At 69.9% G+C, this 13,903-nt stretch carries 10 protein-coding genes, 1 tRNA gene and 1 pseudogene; 8 read left to right on the forward strand and 4 right to left on the reverse strand.

The features are described from left to right. Nucleotides 1–142: 142 nt before the first annotated feature. Nucleotides 143–949, reverse strand: coding sequence for an exodeoxyribonuclease III (locus JNL41_RS10980; protein ID WP_293474859.1), 807 nt, complete (start codon nt 947–949; stop codon nt 143–145). A 288-nt stretch (nt 950–1,237) separates the two neighbouring features. Then, entirely contained in the window at nt 1,238–1,873 is a 636-nt protein-coding gene (locus JNL41_RS10985) for an outer-membrane lipoprotein carrier protein LolA (RefSeq protein ID WP_293474861.1), read from the reverse strand. Nucleotides 1,874–1,961: 88 nt separating this feature from the next. Here JNL41_RS10985 and JNL41_RS10990 point away from each other — a divergent pair, with 88 nt between their 5' ends. Next, nucleotides 1,962–2,222 carry an excinuclease ABC subunit B gene (locus tag JNL41_RS10990; protein WP_293474863.1) on the forward strand — a complete coding sequence of 87 codons (261 nt, stop codon included), beginning with the start codon at nt 1,962–1,964 and terminating at the stop codon, nt 2,220–2,222. A 75-nt stretch (nt 2,223–2,297) separates the two neighbouring features. Here JNL41_RS10990 and JNL41_RS10995 read toward each other — a convergent pair whose 3' ends face one another. Continuing rightward, entirely contained in the window at nt 2,298–4,664 is a 2,367-nt protein-coding gene (locus tag JNL41_RS10995; protein ID WP_293474865.1) for a DNA translocase FtsK, read from the reverse strand. 140 nt (nt 4,665–4,804) lie between these two features. Between JNL41_RS10995 and JNL41_RS11000 the strand changes: the two genes are divergently transcribed. The 4 genes and pseudogenes from JNL41_RS11000 (at nt 4,805) to dnaJ (ending at nt 9,233) form a co-directional block, all read left to right on the forward strand. After that, nucleotides 4,805–5,209, forward strand: a complete 405-nt coding sequence (locus JNL41_RS11000) for a hypothetical protein (protein ID WP_293474867.1) — start codon at nt 4,805–4,807, stop codon at nt 5,207–5,209. A gap of 76 nt (nt 5,210–5,285) precedes the next feature. Continuing rightward, a complete protein-coding gene (locus JNL41_RS11005; RefSeq protein WP_293474869.1) occupies nt 5,286–5,759 on the forward strand; it encodes a hypothetical protein in 474 nt (157 codons plus the stop codon). 185 nt (nt 5,760–5,944) lie between these two features. Further along, nucleotides 5,945–7,885, forward strand: a pseudogene (gene dnaK, locus JNL41_RS11010) (molecular chaperone DnaK); the annotation flags it as partial. Between the two features lie 190 nt (nt 7,886–8,075). Next, entirely contained in the window at nt 8,076–9,233 is a 1,158-nt protein-coding gene (gene dnaJ / locus JNL41_RS11015; protein ID WP_293474871.1) for a molecular chaperone DnaJ, read from the forward strand. Nucleotides 9,234–9,256: 23 nt separating this feature from the next. On the opposite strand, the gene JNL41_RS11020 is transcribed toward dnaJ, so the two are convergent. Next, the gene (locus tag JNL41_RS11020; RefSeq protein WP_293474873.1) at nt 9,257–11,188 is read right to left on the reverse strand and encodes a PQQ-binding-like beta-propeller repeat protein; all 1,932 of its coding nucleotides are present in this window, start codon (nt 11,186–11,188) and stop codon (nt 9,257–9,259) included. Between the two features lie 153 nt (nt 11,189–11,341). Here JNL41_RS11020 and JNL41_RS11025 point away from each other — a divergent pair. From JNL41_RS11025 to JNL41_RS11035, 3 genes are all read left to right on the forward strand, one after another. Then, nucleotides 11,342–11,418 (forward strand) — tRNA-Arg (locus tag JNL41_RS11025). Nucleotides 11,419–11,559: 141 nt separating this feature from the next. Next, nucleotides 11,560–12,222, forward strand: a complete 663-nt coding sequence (locus JNL41_RS11030) for a TorF family putative porin (protein ID WP_293474875.1) — start codon at nt 11,560–11,562, stop codon at nt 12,220–12,222. Nucleotides 12,223–12,430: 208 nt separating this feature from the next. Continuing rightward, the coding region (locus JNL41_RS11035) for a TonB-dependent receptor (protein ID WP_293474877.1) at nt 12,431–13,903 on the forward strand (1,473 nt) is incomplete at its 3' end.

Consider the following 13,903-nt stretch of genomic DNA (forward strand, 5'->3'; position numbering starts at 1 on the left):
CGCCGCACCATCGCGGCTCGACTGGCAGGCGTCGTGCAGGCATTCCTATGCAGGTTCATCCGGTCCCCCGAGATCAGCTGAGTCTTCGCAACACCAGCCTTCCCGGTCCCGACCGGATGGACAACCTATTGAGACCTCACAACTAGAGCACCAGGTCCGCGCTCACCGGCGCGTGGTCCGAGGGGCGTTCCCAGCCGCGGACGTCGTCGTGGATGCGGCTGGCGGGGGCGCCGAGGCGCCAGGCGGCGTCCTTCAGGCCGGGGCTCACGAGGATGTGGTCCAGGCGCAGGCCGCGGTTGGACAGGCGGAAGTCCTTGGCGCGATAGCTCCACCACGACGCCAGCTTGTCGGGCTCGGGCCGCATGCTGCGGGTGAGGTCGATCAGGCCCAGCGAGGCCTCCATGGCGCGGAACGCCTCGATCTCCACCGGCGTGTGGCTGACCACCTTCGACATGTACCTGTGGTTCCAGACGTCGAACTCGCCGGGCGCCACGTTGAGGTCGCCGACGATGGCTAGCGGCGCCTTGGGGTCGCGCTTGCCAAGCTCGGCGGTCAGGGTCTCGTAGAAGTTCAGCTTGTGGTCGAACTTCGGGTTCAGGTCGCGGTCCGGGATGTCGCCCCCGGCCGGGATGTAGAAGTTGTGGATCTCGACGCCGGCCACCTTGGCGCCGACGCAACGGGCGTGGCCCTCGCGGCAGACCTCCAGCGGCGCGCAGTCCTCCAGGGGCAGGGCCGAGGCGATCGCCACCCCGTGCCAGCCCTTCTGGCCCGCGATCTTCAGGTGCGGCAGGCCCATCTCCCTGAAGGCGTCCGCCGGGAACTCCCCCTCGCGGCACTTGATCTCCTGCATGCAGATGACGTCGGGCGCCTGCTCCTTGACGAAGCGGGCCGCGTGCTCGTGGCGCAGGCGGACGGAGTTGACGTTCCAGGTGCAGATTCGCAGACGCATCGGGGACCTATAGCGGCGAGGGGAGCCGTCGCGCGGCCGCCGTCGCGCCGTTCGCAGGCCTTCCACAAGAAATTTGGACAACCCAAGAAAGAAAGGCCCGGGCTTGCGCCCGGGCCGTGTAAGTCGTCTCTCATGCCGCCGCCGGGAGGGGATAGGTTCCGGCACGGATTTCGTCGACACGACCGGCGCGCCGACGACGTAGTGATAATATCGTCACACCCAAACAAAAAGTCAAAGACCTTTAATGGTAGAGCTTGCGTGTGTCAGCGCCGCAACACTTCGCGGCCGTCAGACCTTGCCCCGGCCCGGGTTCCTGGGTCGGGGGTCCTTGAGCACGAACAAGGACTTGTCGAGGCCCGAGGCGCGTTCGAGGCCCTGAAGCTGAACGCGGGTGGGCCGCCCCTGGGCGTCCGTCACCGTCCAGCCGGCCAGCGCCAGCGGCGCGTCGGTGAACTGCAGCGTGATCTCGCCGGCCGTTTCCTTCTTCCCGTCGCGGGCGGTGATCGAAAAGCCGTTCTGCAGGCGCTGGACGCGGGTCACCCGCACGCCCTTGTCGAGGCGGATGCTCCTGGCCAGGAACAGCGACAGGGGCGTCGCGCTCAGCGGGTAGGCGTCGAAGGTCTTCAGACGCTTGTCCTGCACGCTCACCACGCCGCCGTCGGACACGACGAGCAGGCCCGAGGGCGGGTCGTAGGCGAACCGCGCCTTGCCCGGCCGCTTCATGAAGAGCTGGCCGGTGGTCGAGCGCCCGCGCGCGTCGGTCTGGATGAAGCGGCCCCTGGCCTCGCCGAGGCTCTCCAGGTATGCGACCGCGCGGTCCACCAGCGCCTGCTCCGCGGGCGAGAGGGCGGTCTGCGCCGCAGCGCCGCCGGCGAAGGACGTCGCGGCCAGCGCCAGCGCGAGGGATCGTCTCGTCAGGCTCATGCGGTCTCCGTAGTCTTGTCGGTGTCCTATGTCGCCCGAGCGGCGGCAATAGGGCCGAACGCAACGCTGAAGTCGAAGGGCTGTTCCGATGGGCATGATCGAGGACCTGGAGCGCCGCGCCGCAGAGGCCGAAGCCGCGGGTGACGCCGAAACCGCCGAACTGCTGCGCGATGCGGCTGCGCGGATGCGGAGCGGGGAGTCGAACCTGCGCGTCCAGGAGCCGGGCAAGATGGGCCTGGGCTCCAGCCAGGAGCGCTACGCCGGCGCGGACAAGCGCCGCAGCCTGCCAAAGCGGCCCGACCCGATGACCAGCGGCCACAAGCCAGGGGGGCGGCGGTCGAAGGGCTAGGCGCTTCCCTCACATACAGCAACGTCATCCCAGGCTTGTCCGGGGGACGTTCGGAAACAGCGGGTCGGCAGGCCCCTAGGGCGCGGCGCTGACCAGGATCTCGCGCTTGCCGGCGTGGTTGGCGGGGCCGACGACGCCTTCCTGCTCCATCCGCTCCATCAGCGAGGCGGCGCGGTTGTAGCCGATCTGCAGGCGGCGCTGGATGTAGCTGGTCGAGGCCTTGCCGTCGCGGGTGACCACGGCCACCGCGCGGTCGTAGAGGTCGTTGCCGTCCCCGTCGCCGCCGCCATAGCCGCCCTCGTCGCCGCCCTCGTCCTCGTCGCCGCCGGCGGTGACCTCCTCGAGGTAGCTGGGCTGGCCCTGATCGCGCAGGAACTTGGCCACCGCTTCGACTTCGCCGTCCGAGACGAAGGGGCCGTGCAGGCGCGTGATGCGGCCGCCGCCGGCCATGTAGAGCATGTCGCCCTGTCCCAGCAGTTGCTCGGCGCCCTGCTCGCCCAGGATGGTGCGGCTGTCGATCTTGCTGGTGACCTGAAAGCTGATCCGGGTCGGGAAGTTGGCCTTGATGGTGCCGGTGATGACGTCCACCGACGGGCGCTGGGTGGCCATGATCAGGTGGATGCCGGCAGCCCGCGCCATCTGGGCCAGCCGCTGGACGGCGCCTTCGATGTCCTTGCCGGCCACCATCATCAGGTCGGCCACCTCGTCGATGATGACGACGAGGTACGGCATGGGCTCGGGCCGGATCTTCTCGCTCTCGTAGGTGGCGCGGCCGGCCTCGTCGAACCCCGTCTGGACGGTCCGCTCGAAGTGCTCGCCCTTGGCCAGCGCCTCGCGGGCGCGCTCGTTGTACGAGGCCACGTTGCGCACGCCGATCTTGGACATGCGGCGATAGCGGTCCTCCATCTCGCGCACGGTCCACTTCAGCGCGACGATGGCCTTCTTCGGGTCGGTCACCACCGGCGCCAGCAGGTGCGGGATGCCGTCGTAGACGCTCAGTTCCAGCATCTTCGGGTCGATCATGATCAGCCGGCACTGCTCGGGCGGCAGGCGGTAGAGGATCGACAGGATCATGGCGTTGACGCCCACCGACTTGCCCGAGCCGGTCGTGCCGGCGATCAGCAGGTGGGGCATCTTCGCCAGGTCGGCGATGTAGGGTTCGCCGCCGATGGTCTCGCCCAGCACGACGGGCAGCGTCTGGCCGCCGCGCTCGTACTCGCCCGAGCCCAGCATCTCGCGCAGGTAGACGGTCTCGCGGCGCTGGTTGGGCAGTTCGATGCCGATGGCGTTGCGGCCCGGCACCACCGAGACGCGGGCCGAGGCCACGCTCATCGAGCGCGCGATGTCGTCGGCGAGCGCCACGACGCGGGCCGACTTGACGCCGGCGGCCGGCACCAGTTCGTAGAGCGTCACGACCGGGCCGGGGCGGATCTGGTCCACCTGCCCGCGCACACCGAACTCGGCCAGCACGCTCTCCAGGAGCTGGGCGTTCTGGCGCAGCGAGCCCTCGTCGTACTGGGCGGCGCGCTGGGGCGCCTTGGTCAGCATCGACAGCTCGGGCAGCTTGAAGCCGCCGTCCTGGGCGAAGGCGAAGGTCGCCTGCGCCTCCTTGACCTCGCGGGCGCTCTCCTTCGGCGTGGCCTTGGGGGCCTTCACGGTCAGCGTGGGGCCGTCTGCGGCCACGGCGGGGGCGTCGTCGAAGGGGGCCTCTTCATCGGCATCCGGCGTGGCCGGGGCCGGCTCGGCGCGGTTGCGGCGGGCGACCTTGGCGGCGGCGACGGGCTCGGGCCTCGCGGCCTTGAGCTTCGGCCTGGGCGTCAGCGCGTGGCTGAGCCAGGCGGCGACGCCGCGGAGGTCGAGGCGCGAGAGGCCCAGCGCGTAGCCGTAGGCGGCGGCGCCGGCCAGCGTGAGCGTCAGGCCGGCGGCCAGCGCGTCCTGCGGGATGCGCGCGTAGGCGACCAGGCCCGAAAGCCCGCCGAACAGCGCGTCGCCCCAGAAGCCGCCCAGGCCCTTGGCCAGCGGCCAGGCGGCCGGCACCGGGGCCCAGGCCAGCGCGCTGGACAGCAGCAGCACGCCGGCGGTCCCGGCGACGGTCCGCAGACGCAGCCGGCGGCGCGAGGCATCGGGCTCGGGGTCGGCGACGCGGCTCAGGCCGACGGTGACGATGAGCAGCGCCAGCAGGCCCGCGCCGACGCCCAGCGACTGCACGCCGATGTCGGCCAGCACCGCGCCTGCGCCCCCGAGGGCGTTGGCCGGCCCGGCCGCGCCGGCGGCGTTCAGGCTCGGGTCGGCGGCGTTGTAGGTGGCGAAGGCGGCGGCCAGGGCCACGCCGAAGGCCGCCGTGACCCCGCCGCGCAGCCGCGCCGTCGCCGGATGGCGCCAGGTCAGCTTCGCGATGTGAAGCACCAGCTCCCACCCGGTTTTCCGCGCCGCCCGCGCCATACGTCCCCACGCTCCGAAGAACCCAAGGCCCCTTTGTGCGGCCGGGACCGTTAATCGGGCGTTTACCGTGATTTTCCGCGACCGCGATCGGGCTTCCGTGCGGCCTGCCATCGCACTAGGTTCGCGCGATGAACTGGTCCATGCCGCGTCCTGTCCTGCAGGTGGTCGCGTCCGCCATCGCCGTCGCCTGCCTGGGCGCCTTCACGCTCGGCGTCTTCACGGCCCCTGCGCGCAGCCGGCTGCCTGGCGACGGTCCGGTGGGCAAGAGCGCCGAGGTGCTGCAGGCTGCCGACGCCCAGCCGCTGATCGACGAGCGCATCCAGGGCGCAGCGACCGCCGACGAGCTGACGCCCGAGGAGCAGGCCGCCCTGGAGGCCGAGAAGAAGGCCAAGGAGGAGGCCGCGGCCCTCGCCAAGGCCGAGGCCGAGAAAGGGGCGCCGGCGGGTCCGGAGTCGGCGCCGGCGCTCACGCCCGTCCCGACGCCCGCGGAGCCCGCACAGCCTTCGCCGCCCCCGCCGCCGAAGGTGGAAGAGCCACCCTTCTGACGTCCCCCCTCCCCCTCCCGCCTTCGCCGGCCAGGCTGGCGTGGAACCCGCCGCGCCGCACCGGCGTCGAGCGCGCATGACCGACCGGATGAAGCCGTTCGCCGTTCGCCGCCTCACGGCCGATGAGCGCGGCCTTGCGGTCGAAGTGTTCGGCGACGGGCTGGACGGCGGACGGGTCCGGATCCTCGCGATCCCGGTCTGGAACCGCGCCTTCGTGGCCGGCCCCGCCCTGATCGTCTGGCCGGCCGCCACCGCGCCGCGCGACTTCGCCCGCGAGCCGCTGGCCGCGCAGGCGGTGCTGGTCCACGAACTCACCCACGTCTGGCAGGCGCAGAACGGGATCGGCCTCCTCCGCGCCAAGCTGCGCGCCGGGGACGGCGCGGCGTCCTACGCCTACGATCTGGAATGTGGACCCGCCTTCGCGGCGCTCAACATCGAGCAGCAGGCGATGGTGGTGGAGCACGCCTTCGTCGCGTCCAGGGGCGGCCGGACGCCGCACCCGGCGGCCCTCTACGCCGAGGTCGCCTCCGCATGGCGGCGCTCGGCGTGACAAAGGCCCTGTCACGAATGGGGCCTTTGCCCTTGCAGGGCTCCCGAATTTTCCCATATCCGCTCTCGAACGCCGGGTTCCGTCGGAAAGCGGAGCCCGACGGGGAACTTAATCGAACCGGGGACGTCGCATTTCCGAGGGCGCTTCATTAGAAGGCCCCACCGCGCAGTCCGCCAACAAGGAGCGAGCAAGACTCAACTATGAGCAAGATTATCGGCATCGACCTCGGCACGACCAACTCGTGCGTGGCCATCATGGACGGCAAGACGCCGAAAGTGATCGAGAACGCCGAAGGCGCTCGGACGACACCCTCGGTGGTGGGCGTCATGGACGACGGCGAGCGCCTCGTGGGGCAGCCGGCCAAGCGCCAGGCGGTCACCAACCCCTCCAACACCCTCTTCGCGATCAAGCGCCTGATCGGCCGCCAGTTCGACGACCCCGTGGTCGCCAAGGACAAGGGCATGGTGCCGTATGACATCGTGAAGGGCCCGAACGGCGACGCCTGGGTGAAGGCCCACGGCACCGACTACTCGCCCCAGCAGGTGTCGGCCTTCATCCTGCAGAAGATGAAGGAAGCCGCCGAGCAGCACCTCGGCGAAAAGGTCGACAAGGCGGTCATCACCGTGCCGGCCTACTTCAACGACGCCCAGCGCCAGGCCACCAAGGACGCCGGCAAGATCGCGGGCCTCGAAGTCCTGCGCATCATCAACGAGCCGACGGCGGCGGCGCTCGCCTACGGCCTCGAGAAGAACGACGGCAAGAAGATCGCGGTCTACGACCTCGGCGGCGGCACGTTCGACGTGTCGGTGCTGGAGATCGGCGACGGCGTGTTCGAAGTGAAGTCGACCAACGGGGACACCTTCCTCGGCGGCGAGGACTTCGACATGCGGATCGTCGACTACCTGGCCGACGAGTTCAAAAAGGAAACCGGCGTCGACCTGCGCAAGGACAAGCTCGCCCTGCAACGCCTCAAGGAAGAGGGCGAAAAGGCCAAGAAGGAACTCTCCTTCACCACGCAGTACGAGGTGAACCTGCCCTTCATCTCGATGAACGCGTCGGGCCCCCTGCACCTCAACATCAAGCTTTCCCGCGCCAAGCTGGAAGCCCTGGTCGAGGACCTGATCGCCAAGACCATCGGCCCCTGCGAGCAGGCGCTGAAGGACGCCGGCCTGAAGAAGGCCGACATCGACGAAGTGATCCTGGTCGGGGGCATGACCCGCATGCCCAAGGTCGTCGAGACGGTGAAGGCGTTCTTCGGTCGTGAGCCGCACACGGGCGTGAACCCGGACGAAGTCGTGGCCCTGGGCGCCGCCGTGCAGGCGGGCGTGCTGGCCGGCGACGTCAAGGACGTGCTGCTGCTGGACGTGACGCCGCTGACCCTGGGCATCGAGACCCTGGGCGGTGTGTTCACGCCGATGATCGAGCGCAACACCACCATCCCGACCAAGAAGAGCCAGCCGTTCTCGACCGCCGTGGACAACCAGTCGGCCGTGACGATCCGGGTCTTCCAGGGCGAACGCCCGATGGCCGAGGACAACAAGCTGCTCGGCCAGTTCGACCTCGTCGGCATCCCGCCGGCGCCGCGCGGCGTGCCGCAGGTCGAGGTGACCTTCGACATCGACGCCAACGGCATCGTCAACGTGACGGCCCGCGACAAGGCGACCAACAAGGAACAGGCGATCCGCATCCAGGCCAACGGGGGCCTCTCGGACGCGGACATCGACGCCATGGTCAAGGAAGCCGAGTCCAACAAGGCGGACGACGAGAAGCGCAAGGCGACCGTCGAGGCCAAGAACCAGGCCGACGCGATCATCCACTCGTCCGAGAAGGCCCTCGCCGAGCACGGCGACAAGGTCTCCGAGTCCGAGCGGAGCGCCATCCAGGCGGCGCTGGACGATCTGAAGGGTAGCCTCGAGTCGGGCGACGCCGAGGCGATCTCGGCGAAGACCCAGACCCTCATCCAGGCTTCGATGAAGCTCGGCGAGGCGATGTACAAGGCCCAGCAGGGGGAAGCCGGCGGTGACGCCGATGCGACCTCCGCCGGGTCGGAGCCCTCGGACGACGTGGTCGACGCGGAGTTCGAGGAAGTCGACGGCTCCCCGGGCGACGACGGCAAGAAGTCCTGAGCCCGTGACAACGCGCCCCATGGCGGCCTGGGCCAGGCCTTGGCATCAAGCCGCCATTGGGGACGTCGCCGCCGCCTTCGCGGTTGCAGATGCAACAGGTTCCCCCGCCCGCTCGGCGCTGATAAGCCTTGCAGTCGGGCGGGGGCCCACCCACTTCGATTCACATCGGTTTCTGAGCGCCTGACGACTCATGCGGGACTATTACGAGATCCTCGGCGTGGAGCGCGGCTGCGATGACAGCGCGCTGAAGTCCGCCTTCCGCAAGCAGGCGATGCAGCACCATCCCGACCGCAACGCCGGGTGCGAGGAAGCCGCCGGCCGCTTCAAGGAGATCAACGAGGCCTATTCGGTCCTCTCCGATCCGCAGAAGCGCGCGGCCTACGACCGCTTCGGCCATGCCGGCGTCAACGGTCAGGGCGGGTTCGGCGGCAACGGCCAGTTCCACGACGTGGGCGACATCTTCAACGAGGTGTTCGGCGACGTCTTCGGCGACATGTTCGGGGGCCGCGGCCAGCGCCAGCGTGGCGGGCCGGCGCGCGGGAACGACCTGCGCTACGACCTGGAGATCAGCCTCGAGCAGGCCTACGCCGGCGCCGAGGTCGAGATCACCGTCCCGGTCACCATGACCTGCGAGCCCTGCGAGGGCTCGGGCGCCAAGCCGGGGACCAGCCCGACCCAGTGCTCCACCTGCCACGGCGCGGGGCGCGTGCGCGCCAGCCAGGGCTTCTTCTCCATAGAGCGCGCCTGCCCGCGCTGCGGCGGCTCGGGCCGCATGGTCCTGGATCCCTGCGTCGAGTGTCGCGGCGCCGGCCAGATCCGCAAAACCCGCACGCTCGCCGTGCGCATCCCCTCCGGCGTCGACGACGGCGCCCGCATCCGCCTCGCCGGCGAGGGCGACGCGGGGATGCGCGGCGGCCCGCGGGGCGACCTCTACATCTTCATCTCGGTGACGCCGCACGAGCTTTTCGAGCGCGACGGCCTGGACCTGCTCTGCACCGTGCCCGTGCCGATGTGCGTCGCCGCGCTGGGCGGCGAGATCGAGGCGCCGTGCCTGATGGGCGGCGCCGACTGCGACGGCGCCTGCAAGATCGAGGTCACGGTGCCCGAGGGCGCCCAGACCGGCAAGACCGTGCGCGTGAAGGGCCGCGGCATGCCGTCCCTGCGCGGGCCGCAGCGCGGCGACCTGGTGGTCGAGCTGTTCGTGGAGACCCCGACCCGGCTCACCGCCCGCCAGAAGGAACTGATGCGCGAGCTCGCCGACCTCTGCAGCGAGCAACAGCATCCCAAGGCCGCCGGCTTCACCGGCAAGGCCAAGAAATTCTGGGACAACGTGACGGGCCAGGCCTGATCTCCCCCATCAAGGGGGGAAGGCTATTTCTTCGGCCTGTACGCGATCAGCACGTTCCCGGCGGTCTGGCCGAAGCTGACGTAGCCCGAGGGCACGAACAGCATCCCGTCGCCGGCGAAGGGGCCGGCCGCGTCGATCGAGCCGCCCTTGCCTGGCAGCTTGTTGACGGTCTCGAACGACCCCGAGGTGTCGTGCGTGGCGAGCAACCTGCCCGTCGCCGCATCGAACACGTAGAGCCGCCCGTCCAGGCTGCCGGCGATCACCGCGCCGTCCACCACCAGCGGCGGCGCCGAAAGGCCGTAGCGGATGTTGCAACCCGAGATCCGGGTCTGGCGCTCGCCCGAGCAGTCGGGCGTAGCCTTCCACGACCAGGCGACCTTGCCGCTGGCGATGTCCACGGCATAGAGGCCCGCGGCGTTGGTCGCCGCCGGCACGCCGGGATCGGAGATCGGCGCGAAGACGCGCACGCCGTCGGTGGCGATGCCCCAGTGGACGCCGCCCAGCGCCGTGCCCTTGCCGAACTGGTGATGCCAGACCGGCTTGCCGGTGGCTGCGTCGACCGCCCAGACGTCGCCCGACTTCTGGCCGCCGAGGATCAGGCTTCTGCTGCCCTTTCCGGTCCTGGCCCCCTTCCAGATCAGCGGCCCGCCGCCGAAGTCGTGGTCGAGCAGGACGCTGCCCTCCTTGGCGAAGAAGCAGTTGGGGCCGGGCTGCCGCTGGCCCGGCGCGGTGGGCGAACCGATCGGGCACGACATGTTCCACACGTCGTTGGCCAGCGCCTGGAACACCCATTTCTGCCTGCCCGTGGCCAGGTCGATGGCGACGAGGGCATCGCTGGTGCCGGTGGCCGGCGGCGAGGTGTTCTCGCCGGTCGCCGTGTAGACCACGCCGGCCTTGAGATCGACCGAGGGGCTGGACCAGATCGGTGCGCCCGAGGGCCCGTACATCTCGACCCCCTGCGAATTCTTGCGGCCGAGCGGCCTGGCCGTCTCCATCGTGTGCCAGGTCCAGAGCAGCTTGCCGTCCCTGGCGTCGAGCAGCGCGACCGCGCCGTGGCCCTTGCAGCACTCGAAGGTGGCGCGCATCGCGTTGCCCACGTCGATGGCCGAGATCGGGACCACGATCTTGTCGCCGGCGAAGATCGGCGTGCCCGAGAGCGGGACGGTCTTGTCGTGGCGCGGGTCCACCTTCCAGACGACGGCGCCGCTCCTGGCGTCGAAGGCGACGAGGTTGCCGCCCTGGTCGCCGGCCAGCAGGGCCCAGGGGCCGCCGCGCCCGAGCTGGCCGTAGGCGAGGCTGGTCCGCAGGCCGTTGGCGGGCGTCGCCCACTTCACGCAGCCGGTCCTGGTGTCGAGCGCCAGCATGTAGCCGGCCTGTCCGGCCGGGAAGAAGACCGTGGAGCCGACCACCACGCCCTGGCCGCGCAGGCCCTGGGTGCGCGGCATGGCGAACGTCCAGGCGACCTCCAGGTTGGCCGCGGCCTTGCCCGCGAAGCCGGCCTGGGCCGCGGTCATGCGGCGCGAATTGTCGGTGTCGACGCCAAAGCCCACCTGCGCGGGCTTTGCCGAGGCATCGACCGCCGCCTGGTCCGCGGCGCAGCGGTTGTCGTCGATCCAGGCGGTTCCCGTCGGTCCCTCGGGGGCGGCGAGGTAGGCCACCACGTCGCGGATCTGGCGGCGGTCGAGCCCGTCGCCGATCGGCTTCATCACGCCGGTGGTGAGCGCCGCCAGGAGCGTCTGGGCGTTCATCTTGCGCAGCGACGCCACGGGCGGGGCCCGGTCGCCGGGTGGCGGAGCATTGTGGCAGGCGCCGCAGGCCTGGTCGTAGACCGCCTTGCCCGGCGGCTCGACGGCGTCGGTGGCCTGCGCCTGCGCCAGACTGCCGAGGCCGAGGCCCGCCAGCGTCACCGCCACGGCGACCGCGCCGCCCCCGAGAGCCCGCTTCCAGACGACCATCCGTTCCCCCCAGAGCGTACCGGCCTTTCGGCCCGTTGTTTGGCGCGGAACCTAGCGCATCGGAGGCTTCGCGCGAATTGCCCTGCTGAAACCTGGCGGCCCGGGTTTGCGGCGGCGCGGCCTTTCGGCTAGAGACACGCCTCCGCTGAAGACGCACCCGTAGCTCAGCTGGATAGAGCGTTGCCCTCCGAAGGCAAAGGTCACACGTTCGAATCGTGTCGGGTGCGCCAGTGGATTGCAGGCCGTCGCCGGTCAGGGCTCGTTAGGGCGAAGCAGGCTATCGTCCGGCTCCTCGCGACCCGGAAGGCCACCGCCCGATGCCCGAGCTTCGTTCTCCGCCCCGTTTTTCGCCCCGTTCCTCGACCCGCCTCGTGGCGCTCCTCCTGGCGCTCGGCGCCTCGCCCGCGCTGGCGCAGGAGGGGCTGTCGGTCGATTTCAACCTCGGCGCGGCCAGCGACTACGTGTTCCGCGGCGCCTCGCAGACGGACGAGGACCCGCAGGTCTACGGCGGCGCCGACGTGGCGTTGGGGATCGGCTACGCGGGCGCCTGGGTGTCCAACGTCGACTTCGGCAACGGCACCGACGCCGAGTTCGACCTCTACGCCGGGATCCAGCCGCAGGTCGGCGCGGTCACGCTCGACCTAGGCGCGCTCTACTACGGCTATCTCGACCAGCCGTCGGGTAGCCACGAGGACTACTGGGAGTTCAAGGCGGCCGCCTCGATGCCGCTGGGCCCGGCCACGTTCGGCGCCGGCGTGTTCTGGTCGCCGGAGTATTTCGGCAAGACGGGCGACGCCCTCTACTACGAGGCCAACGCCGAGGTGACGATCCCGCAGACGAAGCTCTCGCTCTCGGCCGCGCTGGGCCGCCAGCAGTTCGAAGGCCCCGGCGACTACACGACCTGGAACGTGGGCGTCGGCTATGCCCTCACCGACCATGTCGGCCTCGACCTGCGCTACCACGACACCGACGCGCACGAGCAGGGCAAGCTCTACGACGGCCGCATCGTCGGCGGGATCAAGCTGACGTTCTGACGCCGCGGCGGCGCTCGGCGGTATCGCTGGCTGTAACCTTTCAACAACGAAATGTGTCGGCCGGGCCACGTTCTCCAAAAAAGCGAACAATGATCGGCGGCGCCCGTGCCGGTTGCGCCCGCGGCGGCTGGCGACCCGTGCCGCACTGTCATAGCTCTGCCGCATAAACAGGCAGCGCCAAGCTGCCCAGAGGTTGGAGAGAGATAGAATGAACCTGCGCAAGCTGGCGTTCGCCTCGTGCGTGAGCGGCCTCGCCATAGCGGTCGGGATGCCCGCCTTCGCCGCCGACGCCACCGAGATCGACGAACTGGTCGTCACCGCGCGCAAGCGCGACGAAGCCCTGATCGACGTGCCCTTCTCGATCGCGGCCCAGACCGAGCAGGTCATGCGCGAGCGCGGCGTGACCAACGTGGAGGAGCTGTCGCGCACTGTCGCGAGCTTCACCGTGCAGAACCTGGGTCCCGGCCAGAGCCAGGTGGCCATCCGCGGCATCTCCGCCGGCCAGATCGTCCGCGACCAGCCGGGCGTGAAGGAGCAGGTGGGCGTCTACCTCGACGAAAGCGTGATCTCGCTGTCGCTGTTCACGCCGGACCTGGACCTGTTCGACCTGAACCGGGTGGAAGTGCTGCGCGGTCCGCAGGGCACCCTCTACGGCTCGGGCTCGCTCTCGGGCACCGTGCGCTACATCACCAACCAGCCCACGACCGACAAGTATGAAGGCGCGGTCGAAGGCACGGTCTCGGCCGTGCAGGGGGGCGACGTCGGCTACAATCTGAAGGCCGCCGTCAACATGCCGCTCAACGACAAGATGGCGCTGCGGGTCACGGCCTACGCCGAGCAGTTCCCAGGCTTCATCGACGCGGTCCAGCCGACCGGCACGAAGAAGGACGTCAACGACGGTACGCGTCGCGGCATCCGCGCGGCGCTGCTCATCAAGCCGACCGAGAACCTGACGATCACGCCGCGGATCATCTACCAGGACATCGACGTGGACGGCTTCAACCGCGTCGACGTCTACAACATCCTGGGCAACCAGTTCTCGACCACGCGTCCGCGCGTCCAGTTGGGCGGGCTGAAGCAGTACACGCAACTGAAGGAGAAGTTCGAGGACGAGTTCTTCCTGGCCGACCTGAACCTGCAGTACGATGTGGGCGGCCTGCGCTTCACCTCGATCACCACCTTCACCGACCGCGACGTGCTGGTGCTGCGCGACGCGACGGCGCTGACCGCGTCGATCACGGGCGGCTCCATCGGCCTGCCGCCGGCGGTCTACAACATCGACGCGCCGCTCGCCGACACCACCGACGTCAAGTCGTTCACGCAGGAAGCGCGCGTCAGTTCGACGGGCGAGGGCCCGTTCCAGTGGGTGCTGGGCGGCTTCTATTCGGACATCGACCGCGACTACGCCCAGGACCTGTTCGTCCGCGGCTTCTCGGCCGCCTCGGGCATCGCCTCGGCCAGCGACGTCGCGCCCACCGACCACCTCTACTACTCGCTGGTGCCCTACAAGCAGAAGCAGGAGGCGGTGTTCGGCGAGGCCACCTACGACGTGAGCGAGCAGCTCTCGGTCACGGGCGGCCTGCGCTACGCCCACTACAAGGAAACCCGCGAACTGACGTTCGACGGGATCTTCGCCGACAAGACCATCCGCGTCCCCGGCCGCACCACGGCCAATAGCTGG

This window comes from Phenylobacterium sp. (assembly GCF_016793285.1).
Lineage (GTDB): Bacteria > Pseudomonadota > Alphaproteobacteria > Caulobacterales > Caulobacteraceae > Phenylobacterium.